This window comes from Desulfosarcina ovata subsp. ovata, assembly GCF_009689005.1.
Taxonomy (GTDB): Bacteria; Desulfobacterota; Desulfobacteria; order Desulfobacterales; family Desulfosarcinaceae; genus Desulfosarcina; species Desulfosarcina ovata.
On the sequence record NZ_AP021879.1, the window covers coordinates 1,052,504 to 1,070,623 of the forward strand.

General features: G+C 54.9%; 13 protein-coding genes, 1 pseudogene and 1 riboswitch. Of the genes and pseudogenes, 8 read left to right on the forward strand and 6 right to left on the reverse strand.

The features are described 5' to 3' along the window. Positions 1-21 precede the first annotated feature (21 nt). Entirely contained in the window at positions 22-789 is a 768-nt protein-coding gene (locus GN112_RS04670; RefSeq protein ID WP_155309163.1) for a hydrogenase iron-sulfur subunit, read from the forward strand. Between the two features lie 20 nt (positions 790-809). On the opposite strand, the gene GN112_RS04675 is transcribed toward GN112_RS04670, so the two are convergent. The 3 genes from GN112_RS04675 to GN112_RS04685 form a co-directional block, all read right to left on the reverse strand. After that, positions 810-1,727, reverse strand: a complete 918-nt coding sequence (locus tag GN112_RS04675) for a DUF2156 domain-containing protein (protein WP_155309164.1) — start codon at positions 1,725-1,727, stop codon at positions 810-812. Then, on the reverse strand, positions 1,724-2,137 hold the full coding sequence (locus GN112_RS04680) for a GNAT family N-acetyltransferase (RefSeq protein ID WP_155309165.1): 414 nt from the start codon (positions 2,135-2,137) through the stop codon (positions 1,724-1,726). Before GN112_RS04680 ends, GN112_RS04675 begins: the two co-directional genes overlap by 4 nt. 114 nt (positions 2,138-2,251) lie before the next feature. Next, positions 2,252-3,166 (reverse strand): GGDEF domain-containing response regulator, encoded by a 915-nt coding sequence (locus tag GN112_RS04685; protein ID WP_155309166.1) that lies wholly within the window; start codon positions 3,164-3,166, stop codon positions 2,252-2,254. Positions 3,167-3,327: 161 nt separating this feature from the next. Here GN112_RS04685 and lepA point away from each other — a divergent pair, with 161 nt between their 5' ends. From lepA to GN112_RS04720, 7 genes and pseudogenes are all read left to right on the forward strand, one after another. After that, positions 3,328-5,124: a translation elongation factor 4 gene (gene lepA, locus GN112_RS04690; protein ID WP_155309167.1), complete on the forward strand. Its 1,797-nt coding sequence runs from the start codon at positions 3,328-3,330 to the stop codon at positions 5,122-5,124. Between the two features lie 21 nt (positions 5,125-5,145). Then, positions 5,146-6,432: a 3-isopropylmalate dehydratase large subunit gene (locus GN112_RS04695; protein ID WP_155309168.1), complete on the forward strand. Its 1,287-nt coding sequence runs from the start codon at positions 5,146-5,148 to the stop codon at positions 6,430-6,432. A gap of 14 nt (positions 6,433-6,446) precedes the next feature. Next, entirely contained in the window at positions 6,447-6,971 is a 525-nt protein-coding gene (locus GN112_RS04700; RefSeq protein WP_155309169.1) for a 3-isopropylmalate dehydratase small subunit, read from the forward strand. Between the two features lie 104 nt (positions 6,972-7,075). Next, positions 7,076-7,459, forward strand: coding sequence for a four helix bundle protein (locus tag GN112_RS04705; RefSeq protein ID WP_155309170.1), 384 nt, complete (start codon positions 7,076-7,078; stop codon positions 7,457-7,459). A 467-nt stretch (positions 7,460-7,926) separates the two neighbouring features. Next, the gene (locus tag GN112_RS04710) at positions 7,927-9,720 is read left to right on the forward strand and encodes an SLC13 family permease (RefSeq protein WP_155309171.1); all 1,794 of its coding nucleotides are present in this window, start codon (positions 7,927-7,929) and stop codon (positions 9,718-9,720) included. Between the two features lie 101 nt (positions 9,721-9,821). Continuing rightward, a complete protein-coding gene (locus tag GN112_RS04715; RefSeq protein WP_155309172.1) occupies positions 9,822-10,079 on the forward strand; it encodes a type II toxin-antitoxin system Phd/YefM family antitoxin in 258 nt (85 codons plus the stop codon). Between the two features lie 38 nt (positions 10,080-10,117). Beyond that, a pseudogene (locus tag GN112_RS04720) lies at positions 10,118-10,333 on the forward strand (Txe/YoeB family addiction module toxin); the annotation flags it as partial. 318 nt (positions 10,334-10,651) lie between these two features. On the opposite strand, the gene GN112_RS04725 reads toward GN112_RS04720, so the two are convergent. From GN112_RS04725 to carB, 3 genes are all read right to left on the reverse strand, one after another. Further along, the gene (locus GN112_RS04725; protein WP_155309173.1) at positions 10,652-12,892 is read right to left on the reverse strand and encodes a M64 family metallopeptidase; all 2,241 of its coding nucleotides are present in this window, start codon (positions 12,890-12,892) and stop codon (positions 10,652-10,654) included. A gap of 52 nt (positions 12,893-12,944) precedes the next feature. Then, on the reverse strand, positions 12,945-13,451 hold the full coding sequence (locus tag GN112_RS04730; protein WP_155309174.1) for a hypothetical protein: 507 nt from the start codon (positions 13,449-13,451) through the stop codon (positions 12,945-12,947). Positions 13,452-13,881: 430 nt separating this feature from the next. Next, positions 13,882-14,008: riboswitch (cyclic di-GMP riboswitch) on the reverse strand. A gap of 886 nt (positions 14,009-14,894) precedes the next feature. After that, positions 14,895-18,083 carry a carbamoyl-phosphate synthase large subunit gene (carB, locus tag GN112_RS04735; protein WP_155309175.1) on the reverse strand — a complete coding sequence of 1,063 codons (3,189 nt, stop codon included), beginning with the start codon at positions 18,081-18,083 and terminating at the stop codon, positions 14,895-14,897. Positions 18,084-18,120: the final 37 nt, after the last annotated feature.

The window sequence follows — 18,120 nt, forward strand, 5'->3', positions numbered from 1 at the left end:
TCCAACAAGGAGAAGAGAAAAATGGCGACAGGAAGCACCTTCAGACCCAGAATCATCGGTTTTCTATGCAATTGGTGCTGTTATGGCGGGGCGGATCTTTGCGGCGTTTCCCGCTTTCAATACCCCCCCTACCTGCGGGTCATCCGGGTGATGTGCTCGGGCCGGATCGACCTAAAATTCGTCCTGAAGGCCTTTTTGAACGGCGCCGATGCCGTGTTTGTGGGTGGTTGTCACCTCAACGACTGCCACTACAACCCGGAAGGCAACTACGACGCCCTGGTCATGTCGAAAATCTGCAAAAAACTGTTGGGGCATATCGGCATCAACCCCGATCGTTTCAGGCTCGAGTGGGTCTCCGCCGGTGAAGGGATCCGCTTTGCCGAAATCATGAACCAGTTCAGCAAAAGCACCCGGCAGCTGGGGCCCCTGGGCAGCAGCGAGGGGATCGACAAACAGGAGTTGGCCTTCAAGCTCGAAGCGGCGTTAAAACTCGTCCCGTTCATCAAGCTCGTCGAGCGCGAGCGGCTCAGGGTGCCGATCCGCACGGAGGTCGAATATGAGAAGTTCTTCGCCAGCGGCGACCTGGACCGGCTCTTCGACGAAATCATCCTCGAGAAATACACCATGAGTCAGATCGTCTCCCTGCTGCAGGAAAAGCCGCTGCCCACCAGCGAGATCGCCGAGCGGTTGAACCTCAACCCTTCTGAAGTATCCCGCCACATGGGCAGTTCATCACGATATGGATTCGTCCGCTACGATGTGGCGAGCAATTGTTACGCCATCGCCTGAGCAAGCGTTCCGGGAATCCGTCAATCTTTGAGAATTAATCTTACCGCCCGCACCATCTTGTGCGGGTGATAGGATTTCTTCGCTTTGGTCAGCCCGGGAATGCCCATATCGCTCTCCTTGTTGAGATAGGTATACCCGTTAAAGAGCATGCGGGCGCAGGCGTTGTCAAAATACTGATACAGCCCCTTGATGCTGCCAAGCGCCTTTTCGTACTGTAAGGTCGCCATGTCCGGCGTCAAGGGAGCCGAGATGCCGAAAGCACGGACCTCCCCGTCAATACGCAAAAGAATGCCCTTGAGGTCAAAGGCGTCATAGTTAACCAGCGTATTGATCGCCGCCTGCTTCTCGCAGGCCAGATCCGTCTGCTCATCGGCATCGCAGTCCCGCTCCCGGCACCACTCCTCGAGAAAAATCAGGCATTCCTCGGTATTGTCAGCGGTAATCGGATCGATGGTCACCCTGCCCCGGTCCACGTAATCCCGGTTGAACTGGTTGATCAGGTTGCGTTTCTTTGAATAGCGGTTGCCCTTCAACCCGGCCAGGTCCTCGGCCAGATAAACATAGTCGTCATAGGCGGCCTGGTGTTTGACGTCGAAATAGTGCGCCACCTCGGCTTGGCCGAATCGGGTTACGTAGTCTTCGGGAACGAACCAGAACTCCGTGTGGCCGGCGAATTTGGCCACGCGCACCAGTTCATCGGGTGGCACCTCACGCCGTGGAGCGACGGGCAGCAGCAGGTGCCGGTTCCGCTTCAGGGTCTTGAATTCGGCAGCCACGATAAACGCGTCTTCATACTCGGCACCAAAGGGCTGGTACTCCTGGTTGCTCCAGCAAATCGCCGAAGAGAGCGAATAGGCACAGATCTCATAGCGCTGGTTTTCAAAATAATGGCGGTACTTGACATAATCCGGGGGTGTTAATTGAGAGAAATTCATCATAACGTTTTAAGCATGGGCACGGAATCGGCCATGGGGGAAAATCCCAGCGGCCGATAAAATGGATGCGTCTTCCTTTCTGCAATCAGTCCGATCCAGCCGATGCCATCGCTTTCGAGGCGGGCCACCAGACGGGCCACCAGACGGGAGCCGATGCCCTGCCGGCGAAATGCCGGATCCACGGTGACATCCTGGATATAGGCGTCACTGACACGGTCACTGATGGCGCGTCCCATTCCGATGATGGTCTGGTCGTAGCGGGCCACCAGAAAACAGTGGCTGCCCTGAACGATGCCGGCGACGGCCGACGGATTGTCCGCCGCATCCTTCCACCAGCCGGCCAGCCGGTAGAGTTCGGTCAGCCTGGCAATCTCGTTCTGGGTCGGATTAACAATAAATATATATTCAATCATAACAACAAACGATCCGCCGAATGCCGCGTCCTTCGGCAAAAACCGGTTCCTGCACGGTCATGATGCCGCCGTCGTCGAACGGCACGGTTCGGGTAAAGGGCGATAAACGCAATCTCACTCGGCAGGGGGTTTGAAAATGCAGGATACCCGGTTACGGCCGGCCTGTTTTGACTCATACATGGCCTGGTCGGCACGCTGAACAAAACCGGAGACCGGTTCTTCGCGGCAATATTGGGTCACGCCCACGCTGATGGTAATCTGAACAGTGGCGTTGCCGGCGCTGGAGAACGTTTCCGAGGCCACGGCGGTACGCAGTCGCTCGGCAACCGTTCTGGCCTCTTCACCGGGCGTTCCCGGAAGAATGATGGTAAACTCCTCCCCCCCGTAACGGTAGGCGGTGTCCATTTTACGCAAACAGGCGCGGATGATCTGACCGATGCGCACCAGAATCTTGTCGCCTTCAAGATGACCGAAAGTGTCGTTGTAAATCTTGAAATTATCGATATCCAGCAGGAGCAGACTCAGTTTGTGGCCGTATCGGTTAAAACGCTCGATCTCTCCCTTGAGCTGGGAATAAAAATAGCGCGAGTTGTAGAGTTGGGTAAGGCCGTCGGTAATCGAGAGCTTCTTGAGTTCATCGAGCATCTGCAACCGCTCCTGATTGAGCAGCCGTTCCCTGAGAACGCGCTTGAGGCGTAAGTCAAGCTCCTCGAAACGCACCGGCTTGAATACGAAATCGCTGGCCCCCTTGCTGATCGCCTCCTCGTAAGAGTATTCCTGGCTGTAACCGGTCATGACAATCACGTCCACATCCCAGGATGCCTTGATCTGGTCGGTAAGCGCCAGCCCATCTATGCCGGGCAGCATGATGTCGGTAATCACCACTTCCATGGGACATGCCGTAATGGCGGCCAATGCCTCCTCGGCGCTGGAGGCCACGGATGTCTCGTAGCCGGAAAGCCGAAGGTACTCGCGCATCGTTTCCCGGATGGAAGGTTCGTCATCGACAATGAGAATGTGTGCTGTCATAAAAACCGATTCTAAATCTCAGATCGTTTGCGCTTACCCGTTGACACGTTCGAAAACGATTTGATATTAATATAGATTTTTAGTAAGCGAAAGGATTATAACCATGTTGAAAAGCGGTGTCAACCAACGAAGCGATCCGTTTTAATGAAACGTTCAATAATATGAGAAACATACGAAACTTCAGCATCATTGCCCACATCGATCATGGCAAGTCGACACTATCCGACCGCCTGATCCAGTCGAGCAAAATCATCGCCGACCGAGATTTCAAGGACCAGATTCTGGACACCATGGAGATCGAACGGGAACGCGGCATCACCATCAAGAGCCAGACTGTCTGTCTGCCATACAAAGCCAGAGATGGCAAGGCCTACCATCTCAATTTGATTGATACGCCGGGGCATGTGGATTTCACCTACGAGGTCTCCCGCGCCCTGGCCTCCTGCGAAGGGGCTCTGCTGCTTGTTGACGCCAGCCAGGGGGTCGAGGCCCAGACCCTGGCCAACCTCTACCTGGCCCTGGAGCACAATCTCGAAATCATTCCGGTGATCAACAAAATCGACCTGCCCTCGGCGGACATCGAGCGGGTCAAGGCCCAGATCGAGGAGGACCTGGGACTGGATCCGGAATCGGCCATTCTCGCTTCGGCCAAAGAGGGGCTGGGGATCGAAGATATCATGGAAGCGGTGGTCAAACAGCTGCCGCCGCCCGAGGGTGACCCCGAAGCCCCCCTGCAGGCACTGATTTTCGACTCGCATTACGACCCGTTCCGGGGCACCGTTGTTCATTTCCGCGTCAAGGAGGGGACCATCCGCGCCGGCGACCGGATCCGCTTCATGTCCAACAACGCCACCTATAAAGTGGAGGAGGTAGGCTTTTTCCAGATTGTCCGCGTGCCCCAAAAAGAGCTGGTTGCCGGTGAAGTGGGTTATATGATCGCCGGAATCAAGACGGTCAGCGACACCCGCTGCGGCGATACGGTCACCCTGGATCGGGCCCCTTGCGAAAATCCCCTGCCCGGCTTCAAGGAAGCCAAGCCGGTGGTGTTCTCGTCCATTTACCCGGTGGCGTCCGACGACTATGAAGACCTGGTCGTGGCCATGGAAAAACTCAAGCTCAACGACGCCTCGCTGATCTACGAAAAAGACAGCAGCGCCGCCCTGGGCTTCGGTTTCCGTTGTGGGTTCCTGGGGCTGTTGCACCTGGAGGTGGTGCAGGAGCGCCTGGAGCGCGAGTACGACCTGTCCCTGATCCTTACTGCCCCGTCGGTACGCTATCGCCTGATCATGAACGACGGCGAGGAGACGGTCATCGACAACCCGGCCCTGTACCCCGACCCCACGCTGATCGACCACGCCCTGGAGCCGTTTATCAAAGCGGCCATCATCATCCCGGACCGATACATGGGCGCGGTGATGAAACTGTGCATGGAGCGCCGGGGAATCAACAAGAATTACCAATACCTGACCAACAACCGCCTGGAAATGATTTTTGACCTGCCCCTGGCGGAGGTGATCTACGATTTTTACGACCGGCTGAAATCCATTACCCAGGGCTACGGCTCCTTCGATTACGAACTGATCGATTACCGCCAGACCGACCTGGTAAAGCTGGATTTTCTGATTAACGGTGAGCGGGTGGATGCTCTCTCCATGCTGACCCATCGGGACAACGCCGTGGCCCGGGCCCGCATCGCCTGTGACAAGCTCAAGGACGAGATCCCCCGCCAGATGTTCAAGATCGCCATCCAGGGCGCCATCGGCGGCAAAATCATCAGCCGCTCCACCGTATCGGCATTTCGAAAGGACGTCACCGCCAAGTGCTACGGCGGGGACATCTCCAGAAAACGCAAGCTGCTGGAGAAGCAGAAAAAAGGGAAGAAGCGGATGAAAATGGTGGGACAGGTGATGCTGCCCCAGTCCGCCTTCCTTGCCGTTCTCAAAACCGACACTGACTGACCGACTGAAAGCGGAGGAACCATGGGAAAAACCATTGCACAGAAAATATTCGACGACCACCGTGTCGGCACGCCTGACGCGGACGTCCAGGTGATCCGCCTGGACGCCGTCTTCTGCCACGAAATCACCACCCCGCCGGCCATCGTGGACCTGGAGCGACGCGGTAAGGATCGCGTCTTCGACGCATCGCGCATCAAGGTGGTCATCGATCATGTCTCACCGGCCAAGGACTCCAAAACCGCCCTGCAGGGAAAAATCCTGCGCGAGTGGGCCCGGCGCCACGCGATCAAGGATTTCTTCGATATCGGCGCCAATGGCGTCTGCCACGCCATCTTTCCGGAAAAAGGCTTCGTGCGCCCCGGCTACACGGTGATCATGGGCGACTCCCACACCTGTACCCACGGCGCCTTCGGTGCCTTTGCCGCCGGTGTTGGCACCACCGACCTGGAGGTGGGCATCCTTAAGGGGGTCTGCGCCTTCAAATCGCCCGAAACCATCCGCATCAACATTACCGGCAGCCTGCCCGCGGGCGTCTTTGCCAAGGACGTAATCCTCTCGGTGATCGGCCGTATCGGCGTGGGCGGCGCCACCAACAAGGTAATCGAATTCGCCGGTCCCGTGGTGGCCGCCATGGACATGGAGTCGCGCATGACCCTGTGCAACATGGCCATCGAAGCCGGCGGCACCTGCGGCATCTGCGAACCGGACCGGGTCACCGTGGATTACCTGTGGCCGTTCATCAAGGATCAGTACGACACGCCCGAGGCGGCCCTGGCCGACTTTTCGCGCTACCTGCCCGATGCTGATGCCGTCTACGCCAACACCATCGATCACGACGTCTCCGCCCTGACACCCATGGTCACTTACGGCTACAAGCCGGACAACGTCAAACCGGTGAGTGAAATGACCGGCACCCCCGTGGATCAGGTCTACATCGGCTCATGCACCAACGGCCGCATCAGCGATCTGCGTGTGGCCGCCAAGGTCCTGGAAGGAAAACAGGTCAATGCCGGCGTGCGGGCGATTGTTTCTCCGGCCACCCCCAAGGTCTACGCCCAGGCCCTGGAAGAGGGGCTGATCAAAACCTTCATGGATGCCGGGGTGTGCGTCACCAATCCCACCTGCGGCGCCTGCCTGGGCATGAGCAACGGCGTGCTGGCCGAAGGCGAAGTGTGCGCGTCCACCACCAATCGCAACTTCAACGGACGCATGGGCAAAGGGGGCATGGTTCATCTGATGAGCCCGGCCACCGCTGCTGCCAGCGCCATCGCCGGAAGTATCGCCAACTCCCCGCTGTTCAACGGGTAGAAAAGGAGACCCCCATGAAATCATTCAACGGCAAGGTCCTGTTTCTGGACCGCTCGGATATCAATACCGATGAAATCATTCCCGCCAAATACCTCACCGAGATCTCCCGCGAGGCCCTGGCACCCAACCTTTTGGAAGACCTCAAACTGGACGGATTCGATCCGGCAACCGATATCCAAGGCAAGGCCGTGGTCGTCACCCGGGCCAACTTCGGCTGCGGATCCTCGCGGGAGCACGCTCCCTGGGCCCTGGAAGTCAACGGCATCCACCTGGTGGTGGGAGAGAGCTTTGCCCGCATCTTCCGCCAGAACATGTTCAACTGCGGCATGATGGCCGTGGAACTGCCCGCCGACACCATCGACGAACTGTTCACCACTTTTGCCGGCCGTGAAACCACCGCCGAAACCGATTTCAAGGGGGGCGCGATCACCTTTTCGGCCGATGGCGCATCCCGGACCGTCCCATTTGCCATCTCCGGTTTTGATGCCGACCTGGTCAACGCCGGCGGGTGGGTGGATTATGCGGACGCCAATTATTGATGGGGTCGTAATTGGATCGTTTCCGTTTCGTCCATTCAGTTGGAATCGCTATATCGAAATCGCCATCGAAATCGGAATCGGAATCGAAATCGGAATCAAAACCCATGAGCCTTGGACATGAGAAATTGGATGTCTACCGCCTTGCAATAGGATATGTGGCTTGGGTTTTTGAAAAGGCGGAGGCTCTAACTGGAATCCATCGCCCTGCAAGAGACCAGTGGCTGCGCGCCAGTCAATCGATCCCGCTAAATATTGCCGAGGGCAACGGCAAGGCTTCGGAAGCAGATCGAAGGCGATATTTCGAAATTGCACGCGGATCAGCCCTCGAATGTGCAGCCATTCAGGATGTTCTGGTCGTTGGCAAGGCACTTGGCAGCAAAGAAAGCCAGGAACGAAAGGTTGAAATCGACCGGATTGCCCTAATGCTTAGCCGATTGGGCGGCCGAGGTTACTGTGTCAAAGAGGATGTTGTTACCTACGAAAGCTGAAAAAGTCGGGGCTGAGGCGGCCCGGCTTTAATCAAAATTGAAATCGGCAATCGGGATCGAAATCGAAATCGAAAAACTGTGGACCTTGGTCCAAAAAGACGATTTCGATTTCGATTGCGATTGCGATAAATCCCTTTCTCACCGACAAATGGAATAAAAAAGGCAAGGCTCAGCAGACCCTGCCTTTTTTTTATTGTGGAGGTGGATAGGCTCAAATCCTAAATCCAAATCGAATTCTGGGTCGGGATCGAAATCGAAATCCAAATCGAAAAACCGTGGACCTTGGCCCAAAAAGACGATTTCGATGCCGATTTCGATAGAAACTCGCCGATGCCGTCCGTTCCCCCACAACGCCAAGAATCGGCGAGCCAATTGACATCTCTGCAGCGCGTTCTATTTTAAACGCTGTCCACACGAAGGTGTCCTTCCCCCAGAACCAATTGCGGAATCCGCGGTGGAGGTGTCCAATGCCCACAGATGCGTATCTCACCTTAACCCTGCTGTTGGCCCTTTTCGTTCTACTGATTAAAACGAAGATCCCGGCACCGGCCATTTTTCTCGGAGCCCTGGCGGTGGCCATGACCCTCAAACTGGCCCCCACAGCCCAGCTGCTCAAGGGATTCAGCAATCCGGGCATGCTCACCGTTGCCGTCCTGTTCATGGTTGCCGCCGGCATGTACGCCACCGGCGCCATCACCATGATTATGGACATGGTCATCGGCGTGCCCCGGAGTGTGGTCGGCACCCAGATCCGCACCCTGCCGCCCATCGCCTTTGGCAGCGCCTTTCTCAACAACACCCCTCTGGTGGCCATGATGATTCCGGTCATCCGGGATCTCTCCCGGGCAGCCCGCCTGCCCGCCCAGCAGCTTTATCTGCCGATGAGTTTTGCATCCATCCTGGGCGGCATGTGCACGGTCATCGGCACATCCACCAACCTGGTCATCGCCGGCATGGTCATGGATGCCATCGGCAGAGAGGGTCCCGGACTGCCCGCCGTGCAGGCCATCCGCATGTTCGATCCGGCCCTGGTGGGGGTTCCCATCGCCCTGGTGGCCATTGTCTTCATGATTCTGGTCGGCCGTTTCTTCCTGCCGGCCAGGAAAAACGGCCGCCAAAGCGATGCCACCCTGCGGCGCTACACGGCCGAGTTCGAGGTCCGCGAAGGATCGCGGATCGTCAGTCGTACCCTCGACGACACCGGTATCGTCTCCGGTGAAGATGTGCAGGTACTCTATATCCGCAGGGGGACGGGAATTCTCACCAACGATCTGATGAACGAGAAATTGACCGCCGGGGATCTGATCTCGTTTTCGGCCGACGTGGATGGCATGGTAACCCTCTGGCGCACCAACGCCCTGGTGCCCCACCTCACCCTCAATCCCATGCAGACCGAACGCCATACCCACCACCTGGTTAAAGCCGTGGTCTCCCGGCAGAGCAAAACCGTGGGTCGCCGGATTGCCGACCTGATCCGGGATGCGAACACCTGCCAGTACAAATTCGTGGCCCTTTCCCGTGACGGGCAACCGGTCGACGGCCCATTGGAGGAAACCACCATCGAAGCCGGCGACAACGCGGTGCTGGAAGTCAACGACAATTTCTTCTACGAGTGTCAGATCGATCAGGATTTTGCCCTGACCAAGGCCCTGAAGGGGTTTCAGCTGCAGCGCACCGACCGGGCGGTGGAAGCTAGCCTGATCACCTTGGCAATGATCGTCGCTGTCGCCCTGGGGTGGATGAGCATGCTCAACGCCAGCCTGCTGGCCAGCGGAGCCATGCTCCTGACCGGCTGTCTGCCCTTACACACCGCCGCCCGCAGCATCGACTGGGGGACGCTGGTGGTGATTGCCTGCGCCATCGGCCTGGAATCGGCCGTTACCCAAAGCGGCCTGGCCGGTCAGATCGCCGCCCTTTTGGCGGCCATGGGCGGTCACCATCCCCAGCTCGCCCTGGCAGTGATCTTTCTCGGCTGCAGCGTCATGACCAACGTGATCACCAACAACGCCGCTGCCGCATTCATGTTTCCCATCGCCCTGTCCACCGCCGGCCAACTGGGGGTCAGCTTCATGCCCTTCGCCATCACCCTGATGATCGCCGCCTCGTGTGCCTTCATCACCCCCACCGGGTATCAGACCAACCTGATGGTGTGGGGACCGGGCGAATATCGATTCACCGACTTCGTTAAAATCGGATCGGTGATGACGCTGATCGTGGCGGTGATGACGATTCTGTTGACGCCGATAATCTATGGGTTTTAAGGCGATTTCTGCTATACCTGTAGCGGCTCCGAAGCACAGCATTGAAGGATCAGTCCCAAAATGGTAACTTGCAAGATTATTAAAGAAAGAGGAAAGAGACCATGAAAGCGGTAACCTACACTGACGCCAGAAAGAACCTCAAGGCGTTGATTCAGGAGGTATGCAAAAACTCGGAATCGGCCGTCATCGTCAGCAGTCGCTCAAAGGACCAGGCGGTTCTGATTTCCCTTGAAGATTATCAGGCCATGGAGGAAACGGCCTATCTGTTGAGATCGCCGGCAAACCGGGAGCACCTGGAAAGATCTTTAAAAGAGGCGCAAAGCGGTAAATTGGTCACATTCCCCACCGAGAATTTATGAAGATTCAGTTTACGCAGGAAGCCTGAAAGGATTTTGAATGGTTTCTGGATAAAGACAAGCGAATGGTCAAGCGTATCCGCGAATTGCTGAAAGACATCCTGCGACACCCAGAAGAAGGCATCGGAAAACCGGAACGGTTAAGGTTCCAGTTGGCCGGTTGCTGGTCTCGCCGCATCAACAAAGAACACCGCCTGATCTACCAAATCGAAAAAGACGCCATCACCGTCATCAGTTACCGATATCATTACGAATGATAAAGGAGAAAATGAGTTCCTCTACCGCCGTTTGTCGGTCTGCATTATGAGAAACTTATATTTTTATGGCTGTCCCCGATTTTCCCTGTAAAAATCTTATTGGTTCGGATGGTGCTGGTGATACGCTCAAATATCACAACTCTATTTGAATAAACATTATCTTACAGAGAGCCTGTACTTATCTGTACCCTCGCCCATATAAAAACGATTTTACATAATTCCGTCTATCACAATATTTGACAGGATTGATAAGATTGTATGGGCAGAGAGAGGGTTTACCCCACTCACTGCCCGATCTGCAGTTTTAGTTACCCGCTCTTACTTTTCATGAGGAACAGTTACACTGGCGTCGGCTTCAGTGGTATTGCCAGAATTATCTGCGCACTCGACAGTGACGGTGTAAATGCGGCCAGTACCCGTGCCGGAACGTTCAGCTCTCAAATCTACGCTTAAGTCGCCGGTGATTTGCCAATCCGGTGACGTGTCACCGTCACCCAACCCATCAATGGGTTCGTTGCTTTGCACCTGAACGATTTGACAAGCCGGGTTCGGATCGCAGTTGTCCAAGGTTTCCGCGGTCACTGTAACCGGCACCATCTTGTGGTTAGGCGGCCATAAAGTGTCGGGGCTGACTGAAAGACTGACTTCGGGGGGGATATCATCCACCACTGTCACTGTGGCAGTACAGGCAGCAGGAGCGCCATCCTCATTTGTTACGGTCAGCGTGACGCTATTCGCTCCCAAATCGTCACAGGTAAAATATGTTTTATCGATGCTAAGTTCGAAGCCACGACCTTCAGGATCGTAGGATCCATTGTCAACATCCCCTGCGGTAATAGTGGCTTCCCCGTTTTCATCCAGCTTAACGACGATATCCTGACAAATAGCCACGGGTGGTGTGACTGTTGCGTATTGGGATATGCCTACCGATAACAAAACGTTGCCAGTTGCAGGTTCAATTAAGTCAACTCTTCCGCAATATGGGAAATAAGGCACTACCAATTGAAAATTCGCTTCATCTCGCCATGTGGGTCCTGCATACCCCTCTTCAGCTTGTAAAATTCTCGGATCGTGGATTCCAAACTCTTCCAGCTGTGCGTTGCCGTTCGAAAAAACTTTTACCCTAAATGCGCCACCGTTTGAACGATTGCTAGGAGGACCAGCCACTACATAACTTTCTTCCTCAAGCGTGAATACTCCCCCAGATACCCGAATATTCATCCATATCGATTTGTCCGTTTCGCCAGAAGATCCTGCTTCTGCCGGTGCGGTGCCTGGGTTATTATCTATGATCCATTGGATCCTTCTTGTGGCCGGTTGTCCCCATCCGTTGGCAAATTGAGTCCCGTCATCCATAATGAAGCGGGTAGTGGTGAATTTCCACCAACCACTAGTACAGGTTGAGAACAGCCAGCAATCATCAGGGTCTCCCCAGCCTTCACTGGTTACATCAGCCCGACAATCGGCTTCAGCATCCCAAACATTTGGATTTGGATTTGGTTCGAAACGAGCTGTTCGACAACCAGGAGCGTCATCATATTCATCTGCCAGCCCAAATAACCCGTGGCCTGCTTCATGAATAAATGACCTGCCTACTGCCCCTTCAGCGCTCAGCGTGGTCGGTGGGCCCCACTGTGTCCAATCACCGAACGTGGCGATATGTAAGATAGCGTATGCATCCGCCCATGGGGCAACGCGTGTTATGTCCGCCGGAAGATTGTGAACGGTAGTTATCTCTCCCTGCGTTCTAGTGTAGTAGAAGTTGAAGCTGTCGAGATTGCCGGTTACCGGCGCCGCTGCATTCAGTCTTTGATCAATCTGATCTTGAACGTCCTGGATAAAATTTGGTAACCAGGTGTCGATATCTGCTGGAGCTCCATAGTCTTCCTCCGGTACGAATATCACATCAATCCTGTCGCTGTGGCTTCCGATATCTCTCGTGGGCACAGGGATAACGGCCTTATTGGCATCTGTACATAGATCATCCATCAGCCAGTAGTTGCCGGTGTCATGAACTATGACATAAGCAATAGTTTGTCCTGTGGGAGCTTCAACAGTCAATTGAGTAAGGGTTCCTGTTTCAAGGTTGTTAGCAGCCCAACCACTGGTGGCTATTAGTGAGTCATCGCTGTCATAAGCATCCAACGTCACACCGGACGACGTGCTGACAAGAACGGAACAATAACTGGCTCCTCCTCCGAGGAAATCAATTCGCCCTTGGTCACCCGATGGACCCAGCCACGCGAAAAAATTGCCGTTAGTTTCATACTGCCCATCCTGATAAGGATAAACGTTATACTTCCCAGTCCGAATATCACCATATTGCCAATTCAGACCGCCGGTATTGGTAAACTGCATACTGGGGATGGTGCTTTCTATTTCGATCTCGTCGATTCCAGATTCAAAGTTCAGGAAAAAATCATCTGAATTTCTGCAAGTGTTCGGGGCTCCAGCTGGCCAACCTGGCACAACCGTTGCTTGAGCGACTTGGAATCCAGTGGCCAAGGATAATACGGTAATAAGCACTAACGATGATATTCCAAAAGATATGCGTCTCATTGTGTCGCCCTCCCTTTGAGAATATTTTTAAAATCGTTGTGAATTGATACCATTACTCCAAAATAAATTCATTGGAATAAACTACTTTTATTTCACCTAACTCAATCGGTCTTTTCCAGGGTTCATTCTTGATGTTCTCTGACTTCACTGTATCCAAACTATAGTGCAGTACAAATCTGTATCTGCCGCGTTCAATCATCTCAGGTTCGGTTGAATTGTTTACTATCTTGGGCATGCAAATTTTCTGGTTCCATTCATAATGAAGGTTCGAGTTGGACCTAAGTTCCATTACAGCACCAATGGGTCGCTCATACATTGCGAATCGGCAAACCTCTCTACCATCCTCAATCAGTGGCAGACGAAACCCCAGTTTTAGCCAACCACCGTCTTTAGCCCTTTCGATGGTCCAGAATACCAATTCGGGCTGAGGATAGCCTATATACCAAACAGGAGTATCAAGGCTGTTTGTCAACACTATCTTTATAATTTCATCTCGGATGTACCGTGTCTTGTCTGTGGCCATGGAGACAGACGAAGTTTCTGCTGTTACACTTTTCATTGAACACCCTAATAGCAATAGTAAAACCATTGATCCAATAATTAGCCTGGCAATTGAACAATTCATAATATCACCCCCTAAGGTTTCAGCTTAGACGGTCTTACAATCGAGTCGAAAAAAATAATCGGCTGCAATGAAAAAAGCCTTCTACTACGTTTATAGGTTAGAGAAACACAGACAGAATTCAGAGAACTGTATCACCCCCTCTCCATCGTGATTTCTGGAAAGGCACCAAAACAACCAAGGTGTGGTTGAGTAGACGCTTACGATAGATGCAGGGAGCTCTTTAGGCAACAGATAGCGCTTGGAACCATGCTCAAAATGATTATTAAGGCTTTTTTGGTGTTTCCAGATATAAGTGCAATAAAAACTACATTATTTTTAAACAAAAAAACCGAACTGATCCGCATGTGACCTTAACGATGTCACACTCGGCAGCTCGGCTATCTAGTCCCGAAATCACTGGCCGCTAGTACGTTTCTAAATAATGAACAATTGAGCACACACCTTTAGATCCGTAGCTTTCCGCCCCCTAAAAGAGGTTGGCCTTAAGTTCAATATTATCTTGGAAATAATATAAAGATGCACAAAATGTGCACAAATGGTCCTTAGCAAATTACCGTATTATTTTGATGAGTTGCTAATTTATATTAATTATATGATTGAATAATCCTGTAATTAATTTCACAACATTGTGAAACAAAGATTTCACACTGGGTAAAATAGGTAACAATGATTGATGGCATAATTGAGTTGAAATTGATGGGGATGTGGAATTGTTGTCGGTGACGCTAAAGCAAATTGATTGATTAGATAAACGATCCACCAGATCAAAAACCAGAGTTACGAAAAATCCCTGCTTGGGCAGACCAATTTCAATAAAACTCTAACGCCGTAACTGCGCGTCCAGGAAAAACTAGCGGTTCATGCCCTTATTTCACTTTTTGAATTAACAACTCTGTTATTTCAATTTGTTGCGTTATCTAAAACAAAAGCATCCCGCTCTATGATCCAAATCGCTATCGAAATCGAAAAGAAGTGGGACGTAGACATACAGACTGGATGTTTAGGATCGGGAATTTTATTAATTAAACGAAATTGCTTGTTCTTGCGCCCGTCTTCCGCGTTGCATCAACGGCCACATACTCCCGGTATGCAACCCTTGATGCGCCTTGAAGACGAACACAAGCCCGGCGCAATTACGGTCAATTAATTTCATCCCCGATCCTTAGCGACTTGCGGTCAATGGTCATCGGCGCCATGGAAAACTGGAAAAACGGGAACCGTATAGCTCCCTTTTGTCAACCCGTAATTCCAATATACATCGTCGATTTCGATCCCGACCCCGATTTCGATTTCGATAAACCTGAGTTACATGCGGTTGCCCTGTGGAATTGGGGATGACGGATTCGCAAAAAGCATATCTTTACGAATCCGTCCGTCTTATTTTATCGCCCGCACATAGGACTGCAGCGTACACAACGCATCCTGCCCCCGTTTGCGGGCGGCGATGCCTTTGGCTGCGGCCAGGGCGGCGGCCGGGGTGGTGACGTCGGGGATCCGGTAGCGGATGGCGGTTTTGCGGATGTAAGCGTCGTCCTGCTGGCTCTGGCTGCCGCTGGGGGTATTGACCACCAGCGAGACGTCGCCGGTCTTGATGCCGTCTACCAGATCGGGCCGACCGAATCCGAGCTTCTTGACCAGTTGGGCCTCGATGCCGTTCTTTTTCAGGAAGGCGTGGGTTCCCCGGGTGGCCTGGATACCGAAACCCATCTCATTGAACAGCCGCGCCGGTTCCAGGATGCTGGGCTTGTCCGCATCGGTGACCGTGATCAGCACATTGCCACCCAGGGGCAGGGCCGGACCGGCCGCCTCCTGGGAGGTGAAGTAGGCCATCCCGAAAACGTCGGCCATGGCCATCACCTGGCCGGTGGAGCGCATGCGTGGGCCCAGCATGGGATCGGTCTCGGTGAAGGTGTCGAAGGGAAACACCGAGGCACGGATGCCGTAGTGGGGCAGGATCCGGCGCGGCAGGTCCATTTCGTCCAGGGTCATGCCCAGCATGATCTCAACGGCGCGCTGGGCCATGGGCACGTTGCAGATTTTGGAGACCAGGGGCAGGGTCCGGCAGGCCCAGGGCCGCACCTCGAGCAAATAGACCGTATCGTTTAGGACGGCAAAGCGGGTATTGAGCAATCCCTTGACATTCAGTTGCAGGGCGATTTTCTCGATCATGGCCGTGATCGTGTCGATGTGGCGCGGCGGTGTGCTGTAAGGGGGCACCACCACGGCGGCATCACCCGGGTGCACACCGGCCAGTTCGATGTGCTCCATGACCGTGGGTACGTAAACCGCCTGGCCGTCGCAAAGGGCGTCGGCCTCCACCTCGATGGCATACTCCAGAAATTGTTCCAACAGCAGGGGCCGGTCGGTGGAAACCTCAACCTCCATGACATGCTGTTCCAGCATCCGGGCATCCATGATCAGGGTCTGACGCCGGCCCTGGAGATCGGTCCTTGCCGTGACCATAAGCGGGTATCCGATCGCCTCGGCCAGGTCCATGGCTTTATCCGGGCTGTTGGCCGTGCCGATCTGGCGATGCGGAATGCCCAGATCGGTCAACAGCTTGCTGAAGCGCATGCGGTCCTGACACAGAGCGGTACTTTCCGGAGCCGTGCCCAGTACGGGAAAACCGACCGCGTTCAGCTCTTCGGCCATGGTCATGGCCTTGTAACCGCCGAACTGCAGAACCACCCCGTCGGGAATCTCCGTTTGGCAGACCGCCTTGAGGTCCGCCACCGTCAGGGGCACCACGTGGGTACGGTCGGCATCTCCCGGTCCGCAGGCCGATGCGGGGTTGGCGCTGGTCATGACCACCTTGCGGCCGACGGCTTTGAGCGCCCTGGCCGCGTGAACGCAGCAGTGATCCAGCTCGATGCTCTGGCCGATACGGCCCGAAGCCGGTGCAACGACGAGCACGCTTTTGCCCAGCGGTGCGCCGTGGGAATGGTTGCCCACGATCGGCGTGTGGGTCCAGATATGGGCCGGTTCACCGGCAGCTGTGGGTCGGGCCGCAAAGGTGACATTGGCCCGGGCAAAAAGATTGGTGGCCTCGTCGACGGTGATGCCCAGCAGATTTGCCAGTCTCACCGGACAAATCCCGCCTCCGGCCGCCCTCTGGGCAATCTCGGATGAAAAGGATCCCACTCCGGCAGAGGTCACTTCGCGCTCCAGATCAGCGCGCTCGGCCAGCAACCGGATCCACCCCACCGCAATGCCGGTGACTTCGGCAATGGCATCGGCCGCGGCCCCCTTTTTCAGGGCCGCATGGATCAGGGGCAGCCGCTGCGGTGACGGCGATACCAGCCGGTGCAGCAGCATGTCGGCATCGAGTTCGTTCAGGTCAGGGAGCGGTTTCCCTTTGGACGGGTACGGGGAGCCGGCGCGTTCGGCGCTGGAAAGGGCCTGCAGAAACGTATCGCCCAGCCCCATCACGGCGCCCGTGGATTTCATACGGCTGTCCAGTTTGGCGGACTCTCCGGGGAAGCGCTCAAACTCCCAGCGCGGCAGACGGACCGCCACGGTACTGCCGGTCATGGCTGTGGCAATGCGCCGGCTGTCGCCGTTCAGGGCATGCGCCATGGATATCCCCAGGCTGAGTCTGGCGTGAATGGCGGCCAGGGGAAGGTCAAAGGCCTTGGCCAGAAAACCGGTCATGCGCGAATAGCCGCTGTCTACGGCAATCACCAGAATCTCGCCGGAAGTTGATGAAACGGCGAATTTCAAATGCAGAGCACCGGTAACGCCTGTGGTTTCGGCCAGTTTTACGGCAGCCGCCTCAATCCGGTGGCGGGTTGGTTCATCGATCGTCATGGGAGGAACCACCGCTAGCGAGTCGCCGCTGTGAATCCCCACCGGATCCAGGTTTTCGGCCATGGCAACCATCTGCACGCCATTTTCCGCGTCGCGCAGCAATTCCACTTCCACTTCAAGGTAGCCCGAAAGGGCCGATTCAATGCGTACCCGGCCGGTGGCATCGGAGGGCAGGCGACCGCTCGATGACAGCTGACGCAACTCTTCCACGTTGAAGGCAACCCCGTTGCGCACGGTCAAGTCGGGCTCAATGCAGCGCACAAAAACCGGATAACCGGTTTTTTCAGCCAGGGAGGCCGCATCGGCGATGCTGTCAGCGATCTCCCCTTGGGGAACAGAAAGGCCCTGATCCTCTGCCGCGGCAAAAAACGCCGACGGGTCATGGGCCAGTGCCAGGCTGTTTTCGGTAACCCCCAAGAGCCCGATGTTGTTTTCCTTCAAAAAGCCCGATTGGGTCAGGTCCGCGGCCAGACGCAAGGCTGTCTTTCCACCGACAGAGGGAAAAATGGCGGTTGGTTTTTCTCTTAAAAGGATTTCCGTCATAGCCTCTACGGAAAGCGGTACCAGGTAGGTGCGATCAGCCATGTCGGCATCGGCAGCCAGGGCGGAAGGGTCGCAGTGGGCCATCACGGTTTGAATGCCGGCCGACTTGAACACCTCGCATGCCCGGCAGGCAGCGTCGTCATACGCGCCTGTCTGTCCGATTCGGATGGGTCCGGCGCCGATGATGAGAATTTTCTGGATGGGGGTTGAGGTCATGGAATCTCCTTGGATACGAGGCGGTGCGGAACCGTTG